Consider the following 17188-nt stretch of genomic DNA (forward strand, 5'->3'; position numbering starts at 1 on the left):
TTTAGGACTTATTTTTTAGCTGCTTTTTTGATTGTTTCATTCGCTTTTTCAGTGAATGTCTTCAAAGCTGCAGCAGGTTCTTCGTCACCATTAGATACTGATTGCAACATTGGGAACCAAAGTGTTCTCATTTCAGCAAATCCGTCAATTGTGTTGTAGTATGGAGCGTAGTATTTAGTCCAACCACTGATAGTTTCCATACGTTTATCATCATAAAGTTTTCCAAATGAAGTACGAACTGGGAAGGCACCTGTACGAACTACGTCTTTAGGACCCCACTCTTTATCATCTGCGATGAATTGGATGAATTTCTTAGCTGCGGCAATTTTCTTTTCATCCTTGTTGTTAAATACTGCAAATCCGTTTACAAGGTATTCAAGTGCTGGTTTTCCTGAGTCAGATGGGAATGGCACTTCAACCACTTCAACTTTACTTGCTTCCAACAATTTAGCTTGGATACCGTTTTGAGCTGGTGCCCAAAGGAGTGTGTATGATGTTTGACCGTTTGCAAAGTTTTGGATGTCTGCACCACCGTCAAATTGTGAACCATTATTCAACAAACCATCTTTAATCCAGCTAGTTGCTTTTTCAAGACCTTTAACGAATTTAGGATCGTCAGTTGTGTATTTAGTAACTTCTTTGTCTGTTACAGAACCGCCGTAAAGGTTAGCGATGAAGGCACGTGTTCCTTGGTCTCCCCCTTGACCAGAACTGAACAATGAACCTGGAGTGTATCCTTTGTCTTTAAGAGCTTTCAAAACTTTTTCAAAGTCATCTGTAGTCCAACCTTCTTTAACAAGGTCAGCTACACCAGCATCTTCCAACATCTTCTTGTTCATAGCCATGTAGAATGGTGCAGAACTAATTGGATACATGTAAGCTTTATCACCAGCTTTACTTGCTTGGATGATATTATCATTGTTTACATCTTTAACAAATTCGTCTGTGAAGAGGTCATTCAACTCAGCCAATTTACCATTTTTACCGTAATTGATGATACGTCCTGGTGCGTCAAAGAGTACGTCTGGAGCAGTTCCAGCTTCGATTGCTGTAGTGATTTTTTCAGGTCCAGATTTGAAGTCGATTGTCTCTAGCTTAACTTTAATATCTGGATTTGCTTTTTCAAAAGCTTCGATGATAGATTTTTCATAAGTTCCAACACCGTCACCAGATTTTTCTTGAGTGAAGACTGGGAAAGCCCACCAAGTGATTTCTGTAGTTGCAGCAGCAGAGTCGCCACCTGATTTAGCCGCTTCTTTGTTAGTGTCTGTTTTACCACAAGCAGCAAGAGATAGAACCGCAGCTCCCGCAAGTACTGTACAAGCTAATTTTCTAAATTTCATTTGTATTCTCCTAAATTTATTTATAATGACGATATCCAATTTGGATAATGGGAAATAGTGTTATTGTATACGTTTTCATTTTTGCCTACTCATCAACCACTCTCCTCAACTTTTTTAAAGATTGTGTTACTTAAGACCCGAAACAAAACGTTCCGTGATTTCTTTTGGTCTAGTAATGGCACCGCCAACAACGATTCCTCGCACTCCATAACCTAGGATTTGCTTGGCTTGTTCTGGCGTATGAATTTTTCCTTCTGCGATGACGTCCACCCCTGCATCACAGAGTTTTTTAATCAATTCAAAATCTGGGCCATCTACTTTTGGACTGTAAGATGTGTAGCCTGATAAGGTCGTACCAACAAAATCAATTCCAGCTTCTACTGCTGTCAATCCCTCATCGAAGGTACTGATATCAGCCATCAAGAGTTGATCTGGGTACTTTTCTTTGACTTGTCGGATAAAGTCTTGAATTTCCAAACCATCATAACGTTCTCGTTTGGTACAGTCAAGAGCAATAACTTCGATGTCAAGTTCTGCTAATTCATCAACTTCTTTCATAGTAGCAGTGATGAATGGTTCTTGCGGAGGATAATCACGTTTGATAATCCCAATAATTGGAAGTTTGGTTACTTCCTTAATTTCTTTAATATCTCGAACACTATTAGCTCGGATACCTACTGCTCCACCTTGCTCAGCCGCTTTGACCAGCAAGGGAATTACCCCTCCCGCTTCTGTATAAAGCGGTTCGTGAGGAAGTGCCTGACAAGAAACGATGATTCCATTTTTAATCTGCTCAATCAAAGCTTCTTTAGTAATCTTTGGCATCCACTTTCCTCCTTTTCTCTTTTCTTATGTTCTCATTATATACCATTTTTAAAACGCTTTCAATATTTTGTTCTATAATAGATTGAAGTTTCAAAATAATGTTGTGTAACAATTTGTTCTGAAAGTAGTTTCAGCTGCTACTGTTTTTTTATTTATAAAAAGCAGATTTATCAACTAGCACACCTATATTTAAACTCAATTCTGTTGTACTATAGATCCCACTTCAATCGAAGCTACAGGGATATTCAAAATTATTCTATTGCCCTACATAGGTAAAAGGTATCTCACTGCCACACAACCAATTATAAACTTGATCATTGACATGAACATTCATAGCTTCATGCGCATATTCAGGCATAAGGCGATAACTCTTCTCACAAGTTAGACGATTGTATATAGCAAATTGAGTGATTGGGTAGCAGACGTCATCATCTAGCCCTGTAATCATGCGAACCTCACCCTTAATACGATGGGCAAAGTTTTTCACATCGATATAACCCAAGGTTGCCATAATCTTCTCTTCCGTTTCATGGAAAGGATCATGAAATTTGAAATATCTAAAGAGTTCATCATAAGCTTCACTAGTATTCCCAATCTCTAACACTCGTCTAAAGTCAGACAAGAATGGATAGATGGAAACTGTACGCTTGATTTTAGGGTTTAGAGCCGCTGCAACTATAGCTAAAGCCCCACCTTGAGATGCTCCATAGCTAGATAATTGTTCTTCATCAACTTGAGGAAGACTTGCAATAATTTCAACCAACTGATAAATATCTAGATAAACATCCTTGAAGAACAACTGGTCCTTTCCCGCTACAGCTCCTCGAATAATTTGTCCTTTAACGGTATTCCCTAGAGGAGAGCACATACCATCTTGAGAGTAGCCAGACTGCCCTCTGACATCCATAGATACAACACCATAACCAGCGACTGTAAAAGCCAGCATATCTGTCCAATCCCAACCACGACCCATATAACCATGGAAATGGAAAATAACAGGAACCTTCTTATCTAACTTAGGTAAAACGACTCGTGCATAGACGATTCCATTACCAGTCCCTTTAAAAGTTAGTTCATAACACTTAACATTTGGAATATGAAAATCACGTTCCTCTAATTGATAGTCTTGCAAAGCCGACAACTTTTTAATTTCACCATCCCAAAAAGCGTCAAAATCAAGTGGCACTTCATCTCGCCCTCTATACGTTTTCATTTCTTCTATTAATGCTGGATTTCTCATAAAATTCTCCTTATTTTTGCAACCGTTATCATAACTGTATCACATCTAGAAATGCAATGCAAGAATGACCCTAAATCAGAAAGCTTTTTTAGGTTATTTTTTCATTTCAAGTTAGATTAAAAGTAGTTTCAAGTAGACTCTTTCTTAAAAATCTGTGATTAATTTTCAGTTTATATCGCACAACTAAAAGTGAGAGCAAATCCTTGCTCTCACTAGCTTATCTATACGTTTACATGTTGTCCTTAACTGCTACGGCAACCATTTTAGCTTTTGCACGCACTTTACCTGCCACTGACATTTCCATAGAAACGATGGCTTTTCTTTCCCCTAGTTCCTCCAATGTTGAAGTAACGACAATCTCATCGTCAATTGGGGTTGGGCTGAGATAATCAACTTCTAAATGAGCTGTGATGAAGCGTCCGATAACTGTTTCGGCTGTCAATTCCAAACCCTTTTGATGATGAGCAAACCATGCAGCAGACGCTGTTCCATGACAGTCAAAAATCACAGCAATCATGCCACCAAATAGATTTGCAGGGACACCTCCTGTATATTGCTGGTCTACCTTGATACGGCTAATGCAGCTTGTGCCCTCTACACTTGGATAAGTTTTCAAATGCAATCCTAAATCATTCTTAGGTCCACAACCCCAACAGTGTTGAAATCTTTCCCGGTATGTATCCTGAATTGCAACATTCCTTGTCTCTAATATCATGCGAACTCCTTTCAGAAGTGTATTGATTAGTTTTCTTCATTATAGCAACCTTTACCACAATAGTAAATAGACTAGTCCGATAGTTATTTTAATTCCTAGTCTAAGCTCACTTTATAGAAAAAAGCGTTTCCGCTCTTTTTCTTAGTATTTAGGAAAAGGTACTTGTTTCACTTGAGATGTTTTTTAATCATTTACCTTAATCATCATATGAGAGTCCTCATTTCTTTTTGATGATTCTAGTATAGGCGCCTTATCAAAAACATACCTTATAGTTTTCTTAGAAAATGCTTAATCTAAACGTTCTTTCTTTTGTAGATTTAGAGCTATCATATGCCACTCTGGATCCTCTTGCCAGTTAGGGAGGGAGCTGATATAGCTAGCAACCTTACGAGCTTCCTCAAGAATTGGAAAGTCTTCGATAATATCTGCAACTTGAAACTCTGGTAAACCTGATTGTCTAGTTCCAAATATTTCACCAGAACCTCGCATTTTTAAATCTTCCTCAGCAAGAACAAAGCCATTTGTAGTCTCAGTCATAATCCTCATACGATCCTTACCTGAATCTGTCTTTGGATTAGCTACAAGAACAGCATATGACTGTTTGTTCCCCCGACCAACTCGACCTCTGAGCTGATGGAGTTGACTAAGCCCAAAACGGTCGGCATCCATGATAATCATGACTGTCGCATTTGGGACATTGACACCAACTTCGATAACCGTTGTCGAAACAAGAATATCGGTTTTCTTCTCTTTAAATTCTTGCATAATCTGATCTTTTACATCACTTTTCATCTTACCATGTAAGAGGGCTACTCTTGCCTTACCAGAAAAATGAACCGTCAATTCTTCCGACAAAGCAATAGCGTTTTTCAAATCAAGAGCTTCAGACTCCTCAATCAATGGAGAAATAACATAGGCTTGAGAACCTGTCTGAATTTCTCCCTCGAGCCAAGTCAAAACCTGAGGCAGTTGCTCATGTTTAATCCAACGCGTGACAATCGGTTTTCGACCTTCTGGCATCTGGTCAATAAGGGACACATCCATATCTCCAAAAGCTGTGATAGCCAGAGTACGTGGTATAGGAGTCGCTGTCATCATGAGGACATCAGGATTGTCTCCTTTTTCTCGCAGGATGCGCCTTTGACCTACGCCAAATCGGTGTTGCTCATCAATAATAATCAAACCTAGTCTAGCGTAATCTACACTATCTTGAATCAGGGCATGGGTTCCGATAATAAAATCAATTTCACCTTTGCCAATCTTTTCCAAAACTTGGCGCTTTTCTCCAACTTTTAAAGAGCCTGTCAAAAGAGCTAGTCTTAAATCCGGAAATAGTTCCTGTAAACTCTCAAAGTGCTGTTCAGCCAAAATCTCTGTTGGAACCATTAGAGCAGCCTGGTAGCCTGCTGTCACAGCAGCATACATAGCTAGCCCTGCAACAACTGTCTTACCACTGCCGACATCCCCTTGTAGAAGGCGATTCATATGACGGTCAGAATTCATATCAGTCAAAATTTCTTGCAAACTTTTTTCCTGAGCTGGGGTTAAGGCAAAAGGCAGATCTCCCCTTGCTTTTTCTAATTTTTCACGAGACCAGTTTATGACTAGACCACTTCCATGAACCATATTTTCTGATTTTAGGGTTTGCAATTGCATTTGGAAATAGAAAAGTTCCTCAAACTTAATCCGACGAAGGGCTTGACGATAATCCGCCAAATCCTTTGGAAAATGCATGGCACGCACAGCTTGTCCACGTGGCATAAGCTTGTATTTATCAAGCAATGTTTGAGGAAGATTCTCCTCAAGCAAGAGATCCAATCCCTGATCAAAGGCTGTCTTAATCACTTTGACCAATCCCGCCTGACTAACTCCTTGAGCCAAACGATAGACTGGTTGCAGATCATCCTCTACCTGAGCCAAAACCTTCATACCGGTGAGACTAGCCTTGGCACGGTCCCATTTCCCAAAAACCGCTAGTGTCGCACCAAGCTCTATCTTATCTGCTAGATAGGGTTGATTGAAAAAATTGACCGCAAAAACGACTTCTCCCTGTTTCATACTAAAACGTAGTCGATTTCGTTTAAATCCGTAATATTGAACACTAGCTGGAGTTACAACTTGACCAGAAAGAACTGCCTTTTCTCCATCCTCTAGTTCTAAAACCTGCTTGCTCTTGAAATCTTCATAACGAAAAGGAAAGTAGAGCAAAAGATCCTGCAGATTTTCAATACCTAATTTGGCATACTTCTCTGCTGATTTTGGTCCCACTCCAGGCAAGACATGCAAGGGTTGGTGTAAATTCATCCTACTCTCCTTTCCTTCTGTTCTTAATAATATTCTCTCGGGATACGATCACTTAGGAGACAAACAACTTCATAATTGATAGTTCCTCGATAGGTCGCTACATCTGTTGTCGTAATCTCCTTATCACCATTTGAACCAATTAAAGTCACCTTCGTTCCCAATGGATAAATATAAGGTAGACGAATGGTTATTTGATCCATAGATACTCGACCAACAATAGGGCACAATTGTCCATCCACCAAAACTGAAGAATTCTGCATATCCCTTGTCCATCCATCAGCATAACCAATTGGCAAAGTAGCAATCACTTGTTCACTATCAGCTTCATACGTAGCCCCATAGCCTACACAAGCACCCGCTGGAAGAGTTTTTACATGTACAATAGCAGACTCCAAACTTAAAGCTGGGATTAAATCATAGGGTAAAGACAAAACTTTTCCACTAGGATTGAGCCCATACATGGCGTCTCCCATACGGACTGCATTGAAAATTGTTTCTGCATGCCAAAGAGTCGTTGCCGAGTTGCTAGCATGGATTAGTTTTGGTAAGTTTTTAAATTCAGCTAAAATAGCTTTGAAACAAGTCAATTGTTGGTCAAAGTATACCTCAGACTGCTCATCTGCTGTCGCAAAGTGAGTAAAAACTCCTTCAACATAAGCTCCATGTTCTTGAAGTAAAAATTGGGCTTCTTGAGCTTCACTTGCATCTCTAAAACCAATTCTTCCCATACCTGAATCGATTTTTAAGTGGATTTTTAAACCAGATAAATCTGATTGACTAGCTAACAAGGTACGAACCCACTCCAAACCAGCTACTGTCAAGGTAATATCAAAATCCTTAGCCAATGAAAAAGATTCAACCTCAGATACTCCCAAAATAAGAATTTTCTTAGCGATACCCGCCTGACGGAGTTCGATGGCTTCATCAATATTTGACACACAAAAGCCATCTACACCATCCTGGATAGCTCTTGCAACAGCTATCGCTCCATGTCCATAGGCATTGGCTTTCACAACCGCCCATTTAAGGGTTCCTTTAGGAATGTGTGCTCCCATTTGTTGGATATTATATCGGATTGCTTCTAGATTAATAAGGGCCTTGGTTGGTCTATGTGGACTAGTTTTCATGATTTTCCTCCAAAATAACACTAGCTGTCACAAACTGTTCTGTATGGCTAATCGATAACCAAACATTTCCTGAAAATGGGGATTTGCTGAAGTAAGGAGCTCCCTTCTCATTGTTCAAAACTTCCAAATCCTGAAAGCCTAGCTTCCCAATTCCCGTTCCCATAGCCTTTGAGAAAGCCTCTTTAGCTGACCAACGACCAGCCAAATATTCGACTTGTCTGCGACCTTTGAGACTGGCAAAGTGCACCATTTCCTTGTCTGTCAAGACACGCTGCGCAAAACCTTCTCTTTTTTCAACTGCATTTTGTATAGAAGCTAATTCTTCAATATCGATTCCATGTCCAAGTATCATTTTTATCAAAAAGAGTTGAGATCCCCCCAACTCCATCCTTTTCTCTTATTTTATTAAAGTAGCATAAATTTCTTCGATTAAGGCTTCTGTTTTTTCCCAGCCCAAGCAAGGGTCTGTAATGGAACATCCAAAAATTTCAGGCTGATTTTGACGTCCATCTTCGAGGTAAGACTCAATCATGAAACCACGAACTGTTTTCTTGATTTTTTCATTCCATTGACGATTCAAAAGACTTTGTCGAACAATACGAATTTGTTCTAGGTATTCTTTACCTGAATTATCATGATTAGTATCAATGATAATAAATGGATTTTCTAAACCCATCTCCTCATAGCCTTCAATAGAGTCTAATAAGGTCTCATAGTAAAAGTTGGGTTTGTTGTCCCCATACTCATTTAGCCCACCTCTAAGAATGACATGTGCCAAAGGATTTCCTGAAGTCTCTACTTCTTGTCCGTGGTAGAGGAAAGTTTGCTTATTTTGCGCTGCATAGATAGCATTAAACATAACAGCTAGATTACCAGATGTTGGATTTTTCATGCCGACTGGAGCATCAATACCTGAGGCCACAAAACGGTGTTCCTGATCCTCGACCGACCGAGCTCCCACCGCATGATAACTTACCAAATCATCAACCATCACTAAATTTGATGGATAGAGCATTTCATCTGCCGTTGTCAATCCTGTCTCCGTAATAACCCGATAATGAAGGTGACGAACTGCCTGTAACCCATTGATTAAACTTGGTGCTTTTGATGTATCTGGCTGATGAACCAATCCCTTATAGCCATCCCCATTAGTCCGAGGTTTGGCTGTGTATACACGCATGACCATAAAGATTTTATCGGCTACTTTTTGCTGCAATCGAGATAAGCGACGAGCATACTCTAAAACAGCTTCTTCATTATCCGACGAGCAAGGTCCTAATATCAATAAAAGACGATCATCCTTACCAGCAATAATATTTGCCAGTTCCTGATCACGTTTATTCTTGTGATGTAATACTTCAGCAGATAGCTGTGTGTCTGCCTTTATCGATTGAATATCGATTTCTTGACCTTTTTCGATAAATACCATCTTAATCTCCTAGTGTTTGGTAGATTTCTCGAACTAGAGCTTCTGTTTTTTCCCAACCAAGGCAAGGATCTGTGATAGATTTCCCAAAGACCTCTGGCTCATTTTGACGTCCATCTTCTAAATAGGATTCAATCATGAAACCACGTACATATTTTTTAATCTTTTCATTCCAAGCTCGGTTGATTAATGTTTGGCGAACAATACGAATCTGTTCTAGATATTTCTTACCTGAGTTATCATGGTTGGTATCAATAACGATAAACGGATTTTCCAAGCCCATTTCTTCATACTGAGCAATAGTATCTAGTAAATTATCATAGTAGTAGTTAGGGATGTTTTTCCCGTATTCATTAAGGGCTCCACGAAGGATAGCGTGAGACAGAGGATTACCCGTAGTCTCTACTTCCTTTCCTAAGAAAAGGAAGCTCTGCTTATTCTGAGCAGCATAAATACCATTGAACATAACATTTAAATTTCCTGAAGTTGGATTTTTAAATCCTGTCGAGAAATCAGCTCCACTAGCTACAAAACGGTGCTGTTGATCCTCTACCGAACGTGCACCAACTGCCATATAAGAAATCAAATCATCCACCAGAGGAAGATTTTCTGGATAAAGCATTTCATCTGCTGTTGTCATCCCTGTTTCTGTGATAACACGATAATGAAGTTGACGAACTGCCTTAATCCCATTAATAAGACTTGGAGCTTCTTTAGCATTTGGCTGATGGATCAATCCCTTATAGCCGTCACCGTTAGTACGAGGCTTAGCTGTATAGACACGCATAACCATAAAGACACGATCTTTGACTTCTTCTTGTAAGGCTGACAAGCGTTTAGCGTATTCAATTACGGCATCTTCATTATCAGATGAACATGGTCCAATTACCAATAAAACACGTTGATCTTCTCCACGAATAATAGCTTCTAACTCTTGATCTCGTTGCATTTTTTTAGCCAGTGATTGGCCTTCTAATTTAGATACACTACGAACTTCTTCTATATTTATTTTAGGGCTTCTAGCTGTAAATACCATAACTCGTCTCCTTATAAAGCAAACGGACGCCGAGCAAAAATTTACTTTTCACTATGCATCCGCCTAAAAATTATTCAGTCTAATTATTTTTTCCCATGACAGTTTTTAAACTTCTTACCTGAACCACATGGGCATAAGTCGTTGCGTTTCACTTGACTTAAGTCCAAATCATCTGGAAGATCTGTCTGCTTAGCTGCAATGTTTCGGGTAGCTGTAGTACTGATATGACGTTCCGCTTGAGGACGTTCTTGTTCATGAATTTGAGCTTTCATCATCAATCGAGTAACATCAAATTCAATTGATCCAATCATATCATTAAACATACGGAAACCTTCCGCTTGGTATTCTACAACTGGGTTATTCTGAGCATAACCACGAAGCCCAACAGCATTACGTAACTGGTCAAGCGCATCGATGTGGTCTGTCCATTTACTGTCCACAACACGCAAAATCAATACTTTTTGGAATTCCTTAACAGCTTCCTCGTCACGTAATTTAGCTACTTGGCTATCATATACTTCCAAGGCACGTTTGTATAGCTCATCCTTAATAGCTTGATCAGATAAACCAGTAAGGTCTTCAAGGGAAATCGAGTTCTCTGGGAGCAAGTTATACTTAGCAAAATTAAGAATTGCTTCCAATTTTTCTTCTTGCTTAGCACGAGCATGATTGTCGACAACACGGTTGATTGTACGCTTAATCATAGCGTGAATTTCTGGAGCAAGATCTCGATCAGCAGTGATAACATCATGACGTTGAGCGTAGATAATCTCACGTTGCTCACGCATAACATCATCATATTGAAGGACTTGTTTACGAGTATCGTAGTTATTTCCTTCAACTCGTTTTTGGGCTGCTTCCACTTGACGAGTCAACATACGTGATTCGATAGCTTCGTCAGACATGTTAAGACGTTCAAATACACCTTTCAAACGTTCTGAACCAAAGCGTTTCATCAAATCATCTTCAAGAGATAGGTAGAATTGAGATTCACCTGGATCTCCTTGACGTCCTGAACGACCACGAAGCTGGTTATCAATACGGCGACTCTCATGTCGCTCTGTACCGATAACACAAAGTCCACCAAGCTCACGAACTCCTTCACCAAGCTTAATGTCGGTACCACGTCCAGCCATGTTGGTTGCAATCGTAACTGCACCACGTTGACCAGCGTTCATAATGATTTGCGCTTCTTTGTAGTGATTCTTAGCATTCAAAACTTCGTGAGGAATACCTGCAGCTACTAATTTCTTAGAAAGGAAATCACTGGTTTCAACCGAAACAGTACCTACCAAGACTGGTTGACCTTTTTGGTAACGAGCCTTAACGTCTTCAACTACAGCCTTAAATTTCGCATCGAGGCTAGCATAAAGAAGGTCAGAGTGGTCAATACGTTGGATAGGACGGTTAGTTGGAATTGGAATAACGCGAATGTTATAGATTTCACGGAATTCTTCTTCTTCTGTCTTACCAGTACCAGTCATACCAGCCAATTTCTTATACATACGGAATAAGTTTTGGTATGTAATAGATGCAGAAGTCTTCGTTTCATCTTGGATTGGCACACCTTCCTTAGCTTCAATCGCTTGGTGTAATCCGTCTGAATAACGACGACCTTCCATGGTACGTCCTGTAAATTGATCGACAATCAAGATTTCTTGTTCTTCACTAACCACATAGTCAATATCTAATGTCATAATGTAGTTGGCACGAAGAGCGTTGTCGATGAAGTGAGTAAGAGCTACGTTTTCAATATCGTAGAGGTTTTCTAGCTTAAAGTAGTCTTCAGCCTTATCAATCCCTGAATCAGACAAACCGATTGTCTTAGACTGAATATCAATGATATAGTCATCTTTATCCAAAGATTTCACAAAGTGGTCAGCCATATGGTAAAGTTGGCTAGTTTCAACTGCATTAGCTCCTGAAACGATCAATGGTGTTCTAGCTTCGTCAATCAAAATTGAGTCAACCTCATCGACCAAGGCATAGTTGAGCGGACGTTGAACCATGTTTTCCGCACGAACAACCATGTTGTCACGAAGATAGTCAAAACCAATTTCAGAGTTAGTCGAATAAGTGATATCACAAAGGTAAGCTTCTTTTTTCTCCATCGGAGATTTAGCTGCCAAGTTGATACCTACAGAAAGACCAAGCCAAGAGTATAGTTCACCCATTTCTGTTGCATCACGTTCTGTTAGGTACTCGTTGACTGTAACTACGTGTACTCCCTGACCTGCTAAAGCATTAAGATAAACAGGCATAGTCGCTGTTAAGGTTTTACCTTCACCAGTACGCATTTCTGGAACGTCACCATGGTGAAGAACGATACCCCCCATAACCTGAACCTTATAGGGGAAGAGACCAAGGACACGCTTAGCGCCTTCGCGAACAACTGCAAATGCCTCATACAAAAGCTGATCTAACGTTTCACCATTTTGATAACGTTGCTTAAACTCTTCTGTTTTCGCTTGAAGCTGCTCATCTGTCATTGCAGCCATCTCATCTTCGTATTTCAAAACCTTATCAGCCATCTTTTCAAGACGACGAAGTTCACCTTTATCATTTTCGATGATTGTTTTTAGTAAATTTGCCATTTTTTTCCTTACTTCGAATTTTTAATATTTTAAAACGTTCTTTTCATTGTAACATATTCACCAATCTTTTTCAACAAAGAATACATCTTTATAAACAGAAAAAAGGTTGATTTTATTGCCTTTTTTAGCATTTTTTGTCTTTTAGCCCCACTTTTATTTAAACTTAGCATTCATATAAAAATCTTTCTAATTTTTCCTCACCTCAATTACTTTTTTTGAAAAAAACCTAGAACAGATATTCTAGGTTTTTGATTTATTTATTGACATACGATCTATCGCGATGAAGAATTGCTAAAATCAACCTTAGGAGCTGTCTTAGCTTCTTCACTTTCTTTAAAGGTTTCCGCCTCTTTAAAGTTCATCATATTAGCGAAAAGAACTGTTGGGAAGCTTCTTAATTTTTGATTGTATTCTGTTGCCACTTTGTTGTAATCCTTGCGGGCTACAAAGATACGATTTTCACTTCCAGCCAGTTCTGTCATGAGTTGTTCCACATTTTGATTGCTCTTGAGTTCTGGATAATTTTCCGTTAATGATATCAAACGTGAAATAGCTGAACTCAACTCTCCTTGAGCCTCTTGATTTTCTTTTGAAGTTACGGAGCCATTCCCAATTTTAGCACGAGCTTCCGCAATCTTGGTGAAAATCTCTGTCTCATGGTTCATTTGTCCTTTAACAGACTCCACAAGATTTCCAATAAGATCTGACCGTCGTTGAAGGGCAGTAGCCACATCTGCCTGTGCTTGCTCCACCTTGGTTTGTTCGGAAACAAGGCCATTATAAGTGCCTACTACTGAGCATCCTCCTAGCAAGATAATAGCTAGTAAAATACTAAATATATAAATAATTCCTTTATTTTTCATATCTAAACCTACTCATTTCTATAAAATTTTAATACAACGGAAAAGAATTACCAACTATCAGATGAGCCTCCACCATCAAAACCTCCACCATCCCAGCTGCTAGACGAGTCTGAGCTTGACCAGGAAGATCCTGAATCGGATGAATCACTATACCACCAGCCTCCGCCAGATGAGTTCCCGTCGCCACCACCACCTCTGATAATGGCAATAATGACTCCTATGAAATATATCCCCGTCAAAAACAGAAAGAAATCTTTCAAGGGATCTTTTCTTTGATGGCGACTTGATACACTGTTTTTGTCTTGATTAGATTTTTTACCACTGATGCTTTCAGAATAACGTTTGATTTTAGAGGAATCTTCATCAGATGAAATGGTTCCACTTCCTCTATAAAACTGGTTGTCCAAACCTTTGGCAATCGCTAGAATTCCTTTACTATAGTCACCAGCTTTAAAATCTGTACGGCTGGCTGCCAAGATCTGTTTGGTTTGATAGTCCGTTATTCTAATGGCGGTGTTATTACTGGTTTCAATTCTTGATTTACGGTCTTGAACAGCTACCACAATCAGACTTCCAAAATCATCTCCAGAATAGCCTATCTTCCAAGCTCTAGCAGTTTCATTGGCTACTGTTTCGATGCTTTCTCCATCCAGACTGTCTACAACATAGACACCTATTTGAAGTTTTTCTGCCTTTTGACTATTGGCTTCATTCAAATCACGAATCTGAGTAACTACTTCCTCTGTCAAATAATGATTTGGGTCGTAAATACCATAATCTGGTTTTTCAGGTGCAGTAAATGCTGATAGGAAAAGAAATGCCATCAGCAAACCTAGCAAGCGTATGAACAAACTATTTTTTAATAATCTGTATGCTTTCATAATAACCTCCCTATATTAGGAAAATTGATTTAGAGAATTATAGCACTTTAAATTTTACAAAGAAAGTACGTTTCCATTACAAATCCGTGACAAGGACTAGGAAAATGATGTTAATTTGATGACAAAATTTCTTCTTCATCTTAGACACTAATCTCCATTCAATAAAAAGAAGGTCTGAGAAAGAGGACTTCACTTAGGGATTTGTAGAAAAGCAGATTTTGAGTGACGTCTTCAAGTGGTGACAAAAGAAATAACGACCTTACAAGAGTGGCAATGCTCCTGTGTGGTCGTTTTCTTATTTGGTAATGTAATTAACTACTTTCCTTAAACATTCTAGACTACTCTCTGTAGATATGTTTTCTCCACTCCCTGGCGCGGTAAGAGTGAGGTTGCCCCACATAGAGTTTTGATTTAAGTATTCTAATAAAACATTTTCATATGTTCCACTAGCTGAAGAAGAAGTACTTCCCGGCTCAGACCATCTCCATCCACCCATTGCATGATAGACAAAACTATCAATCACAATTCCTGACAGATGGTAACTACTAAAATATGTGTCTCTTATGAACCTAAAGTGTTTACAAGTATCTAGCAATAAACCATTGCTACTAGAGTTTTTGTTTTTCATTGTTTCTTGTTCAGCCTTTGGATTTGTTGAATGCCAGTTACCACCCATATTTGTATCAGGATATTTGTATGTACCATCCCAAGAGCCATACCAGTCTGTTTTTTTAAATGCTGGAAGAATTTCAAATTTCATTCCGTCACTAAAGTTTATTTTTACAACTTGCCCATCGGCACGTACTTCGCTACGAGGGTATGATGAAATAATCGCTTGACGAACTGCTTGTAATAAACGTGATTGTCCATTACCTTTTATCACATCATGTTTTAAATACACATTCTCAGGCAAAACAACCAAAATATCTATATCACTTGTGTCAATTGCAGTTCCACGTCCATATGAACCAACATAGAAGCTATTTTGCGTATCACATGAAATACCCCAAAATTCTTTATTAATGGCGGCTGTAACGGTATGATAACGTTTTGAAATAGTTGAACGAATACCTTGGTCTATTACTTCGCCCCTCTTTTTTATATAATCACTCATTTTTCTTACCTCCTATGTAGAGAGTTAGGAAGATTACAGTTTATTTCCTCATCAGTAAATTGATTGTCATGATTCACATTTAATGCATTGCTTGCTTTTTTTACAGCTTTGTCAGTAGTGCGTGGTGCTTCAGCATATAGGACATCTAACTTTTCTACAATATCCTGATACATATCTACTAACTCATTTACTGTTTTTTATTTTAGATGAATTAACATTAATAGCAATTTTAATTCATCCCTAATTTTCAACAGTTTCTGAGCGGAATTATTATGAGCTGAAACTAATGTCTGTAAATCAAAAGATTTAAAGAAAGCACTAATGAAAACTGATACAAATGATATTAATGCAGATAACACTTTCAACCACATTTGATCTGTAAATATTAAAGAAACAATCCCAACCGATGTTAGGGATGCAGTTGCTATTTTAATAGTTTCCATGAATTTATATTGTAAAAAATATATATCAGCCTGTTTTTCTTGGACTTTGTGTGACCATACAATACTTCCGAAAGTATTTCTTACAGAATCTTCCAATATAGAATATTCATTATCCACGAAACGAACCTCCTTTGTTATTACGAAACTCAATAAGCATTTTCTGGAATATTTGAGAATTTAGATCTTCCTCTTTAATTACATCCATATTGTATCCATTTACCTTTTCAAAGTAAGGCAACCATACGTTGTCGTTATAGTTTTCTTTGTTTTTCCATTTTTGTTTAAGGTATTCTTTAAACTCTTCTTTTTCAGCATTTGTATCAAACACAAGGATACATTCCATAAATCTATCATGTGCTATTGTCTTATCATCACCATCTGGATGATAGTAAAACTCATGGACGATATATTCAATTGAGTCTTTAATGAAATACTTAAACGCAATATCCCAATGATGATATTGTGTTAATGATACACCGTCAGTTCTAGGAGAAGGCGTAAAATAACGACCACCATCAAGCGATAATCCTTCTAATGAAGCGAGCATTGTTTGTTGATAATACAAATTGATATCATACCATCTAGGGTGAATATCGGTTTGATTAAACAAGTAATATTGATATCCACTTTTACTTTCGTCTATATTATTCTCTATAGTAAATTCAGGTGAAAATCTGTAATATTTTTTCTCTGTACAACAATCATTGGGAGAATAATCCCACAAATCGGATTTCTTCAAATAAAGTGTCATTCTTTCTAATGGCGGTGAAAGTAATCCGAAGCGTTTTTTCCATAATATCTCTATTTGCGATAAATCAGCAGATTTATTCTTCGGTGTATTTGAATCCATTACTCGTGTATAGATGTTATTAGGCATTACCGATTGATAGTTTTCAGTTAAGTAAAACGGCGTTGAATCACTGTTATGTATAACAATTACATCTATTTCAATATCACCAAAACCAAGACTTTCAACACTGACAATTGGCCTAACACCACCAGCAAAATGCTTTTCTCTCAAAAAATCAACCAATTGCTGTGTGTTTTTTTCTATTTAAATCAGACTTCAGAGAGGAAAATGAATAATCATTTTCCTCATCAACACCAATAATAATATACGAATCTCTATTCACATGATTGTTAGCCATGCAAATAATATCATGAAGTAAATCAGCTTTCTTATCTTGGGAATACCACTCTCGTTTAAAATCCCAATTGGAGCCCTCTTGTTTAAGTAAAATTAAATCTTTGACTTCTTTTATATTCATAAACTTCCT

At 38.3% G+C, this 17188-nt stretch carries 15 protein-coding genes and 1 pseudogene; all 16 read right to left on the reverse strand.

Features of this window, described 5'->3' with window-relative positions:
* Window positions 1-8: 8 nt before the first annotated feature.
* The 16 genes and pseudogenes from FN031_RS06345 to FN031_RS06420 all read right to left on the reverse strand — a co-directional run bounded on the left by FN031_RS06345 (window position 9) and on the right by FN031_RS06420 (window position 17179).
* Window positions 9-1343 carry an ABC transporter substrate-binding protein gene (locus FN031_RS06345; protein WP_142558660.1) on the reverse strand — a complete coding sequence of 445 codons (1335 nt, stop codon included), beginning with the start codon at window positions 1341-1343 and terminating at the stop codon, window positions 9-11.
* A gap of 126 nt (window positions 1344-1469) precedes the next feature.
* Window positions 1470-2168, reverse strand: coding sequence for an N-acetylmannosamine-6-phosphate 2-epimerase (locus FN031_RS06350; RefSeq protein WP_075565841.1), 699 nt, complete (start codon window positions 2166-2168; stop codon window positions 1470-1472).
* A 256-nt stretch (window positions 2169-2424) separates the two neighbouring features.
* Window positions 2425-3408: an acetylxylan esterase gene (locus tag FN031_RS06355; RefSeq protein ID WP_142558662.1), complete on the reverse strand. Its 984-nt coding sequence runs from the start codon at window positions 3406-3408 to the stop codon at window positions 2425-2427.
* 229 nt (window positions 3409-3637) lie between these two features.
* Window positions 3638-4123, reverse strand: coding sequence for an acyl-CoA thioesterase (locus FN031_RS06360; protein ID WP_142558664.1), 486 nt, complete (start codon window positions 4121-4123; stop codon window positions 3638-3640).
* Between the two features lie 288 nt (window positions 4124-4411).
* On the reverse strand, window positions 4412-6427 hold the full coding sequence (recG, locus tag FN031_RS06365; RefSeq protein WP_142558667.1) for an ATP-dependent DNA helicase RecG: 2016 nt from the start codon (window positions 6425-6427) through the stop codon (window positions 4412-4414).
* A gap of 23 nt (window positions 6428-6450) precedes the next feature.
* On the reverse strand, window positions 6451-7554 hold the full coding sequence (gene alr / locus FN031_RS06370) for an alanine racemase (protein ID WP_142558668.1): 1104 nt from the start codon (window positions 7552-7554) through the stop codon (window positions 6451-6453).
* Entirely contained in the window at window positions 7544-7906 is a 363-nt protein-coding gene (acpS, locus tag FN031_RS06375) for a holo-ACP synthase (protein ID WP_142559096.1), read from the reverse strand. The genes alr and acpS overlap by 11 nt, the downstream gene beginning before the upstream one ends.
* Before the next feature lie 45 nt (window positions 7907-7951).
* Window positions 7952-8983, reverse strand: a complete 1032-nt coding sequence (locus tag FN031_RS06380; protein ID WP_142558669.1) for a 3-deoxy-7-phosphoheptulonate synthase — start codon at window positions 8981-8983, stop codon at window positions 7952-7954.
* A gap of 1 nt (window position 8984) precedes the next feature.
* On the reverse strand, window positions 8985-10016 hold the full coding sequence (locus FN031_RS06385; RefSeq protein WP_142558670.1) for a 3-deoxy-7-phosphoheptulonate synthase: 1032 nt from the start codon (window positions 10014-10016) through the stop codon (window positions 8985-8987).
* An 83-nt stretch (window positions 10017-10099) separates the two neighbouring features.
* Window positions 10100-12610: a preprotein translocase subunit SecA gene (secA, locus tag FN031_RS06390; protein WP_142558671.1), complete on the reverse strand. Its 2511-nt coding sequence runs from the start codon at window positions 12608-12610 to the stop codon at window positions 10100-10102.
* 272 nt (window positions 12611-12882) lie between these two features.
* The gene (locus FN031_RS06395; protein WP_142558672.1) at window positions 12883-13473 is read right to left on the reverse strand and encodes a LemA family protein; all 591 of its coding nucleotides are present in this window, start codon (window positions 13471-13473) and stop codon (window positions 12883-12885) included.
* 47 nt (window positions 13474-13520) lie between these two features.
* Window positions 13521-14354: a TPM domain-containing protein gene (locus FN031_RS06400; RefSeq protein ID WP_142558673.1), complete on the reverse strand. Its 834-nt coding sequence runs from the start codon at window positions 14352-14354 to the stop codon at window positions 13521-13523.
* 295 nt (window positions 14355-14649) lie between these two features.
* On the reverse strand, window positions 14650-15468 hold the full coding sequence (locus FN031_RS06405) for an SMODS domain-containing nucleotidyltransferase (RefSeq protein ID WP_142558675.1): 819 nt from the start codon (window positions 15466-15468) through the stop codon (window positions 14650-14652).
* A 5-nt stretch (window positions 15469-15473) separates the two neighbouring features.
* Window positions 15474-16028, reverse strand: a pseudogene (locus tag FN031_RS06410) (SLATT domain-containing protein).
* Complete coding sequence (locus FN031_RS06415) at window positions 16021-16944, reverse strand: ATP-binding protein (RefSeq protein ID WP_185928453.1); 924 nt, start codon at window positions 16942-16944, stop codon at window positions 16021-16023. Before FN031_RS06415 ends, FN031_RS06410 begins: the two are co-directional and overlap by 8 nt.
* On the reverse strand, window positions 16937-17179 hold the full coding sequence (locus tag FN031_RS06420; protein ID WP_142558683.1) for an RNA-binding domain-containing protein: 243 nt from the start codon (window positions 17177-17179) through the stop codon (window positions 16937-16939). Before FN031_RS06420 ends, FN031_RS06415 begins: the two co-directional genes overlap by 8 nt.
* Window positions 17180-17188 lie beyond the last annotated feature (9 nt).

It is taken from the genome of Streptococcus mitis (assembly GCF_902159415.1).
GTDB lineage: Bacteria > Bacillota > Bacilli > Lactobacillales > Streptococcaceae > Streptococcus > Streptococcus mitis_BG.

Bases quoted from the DNA above. Each gene is read 5' to 3' on its own strand.
- FN031_RS06345 (WP_142558660.1), bottom strand. From the start codon at position 1,343: ATGAAATTTAGAAAATTAGCTTGTACAGTACTTGCGGGAGCTGCGGTT.
- FN031_RS06350 (WP_075565841.1), bottom strand. From the start codon at position 2,168: ATGCCAAAGATTACTAAAGAAGCTTTGATTGAGCAGATTAAAAATGGA.
- FN031_RS06355 (WP_142558662.1), bottom strand. From the start codon at position 3,408: ATGAGAAATCCAGCATTAATAGAAGAAATGAAAACGTATAGAGGGCGA.
- FN031_RS06360 (WP_142558664.1), bottom strand. From the start codon at position 4,123: ATGATATTAGAGACAAGGAATGTTGCAATTCAGGATACATACCGGGAA.
- recG (WP_142558667.1), bottom strand. From the start codon at position 6,427: ATGAATTTACACCAACCCTTGCATGTCTTGCCTGGAGTGGGACCAAAA.
- alr (WP_142558668.1), bottom strand. From the start codon at position 7,554: ATGAAAACTAGTCCACATAGACCAACCAAGGCCCTTATTAATCTAGAA.
- acpS (WP_142559096.1), bottom strand. From the start codon at position 7,906: ATGATACTTGGACATGGAATCGATATTGAAGAATTAGCTTCTATACAA.
- FN031_RS06380 (WP_142558669.1), bottom strand. From the start codon at position 8,983: ATGGTATTTATCGAAAAAGGTCAAGAAATCGATATTCAATCGATAAAG.
- FN031_RS06385 (WP_142558670.1), bottom strand. From the start codon at position 10,016: ATGGTATTTACAGCTAGAAGCCCTAAAATAAATATAGAAGAAGTTCGT.
- secA (WP_142558671.1), bottom strand. From the start codon at position 12,610: ATGGCAAATTTACTAAAAACAATCATCGAAAATGATAAAGGTGAACTT.
- FN031_RS06395 (WP_142558672.1), bottom strand. From the start codon at position 13,473: ATGAAAAATAAAGGAATTATTTATATATTTAGTATTTTACTAGCTATT.
- FN031_RS06400 (WP_142558673.1), bottom strand. From the start codon at position 14,354: ATGAAAGCATACAGATTATTAAAAAATAGTTTGTTCATACGCTTGCTA.
- FN031_RS06405 (WP_142558675.1), bottom strand. From the start codon at position 15,468: ATGAGTGATTATATAAAAAAGAGGGGCGAAGTAATAGACCAAGGTATT.
- FN031_RS06420 (WP_142558683.1), bottom strand. From the start codon at position 17,179: ATGAATATAAAAGAAGTCAAAGATTTAATTTTACTTAAACAAGAGGGC.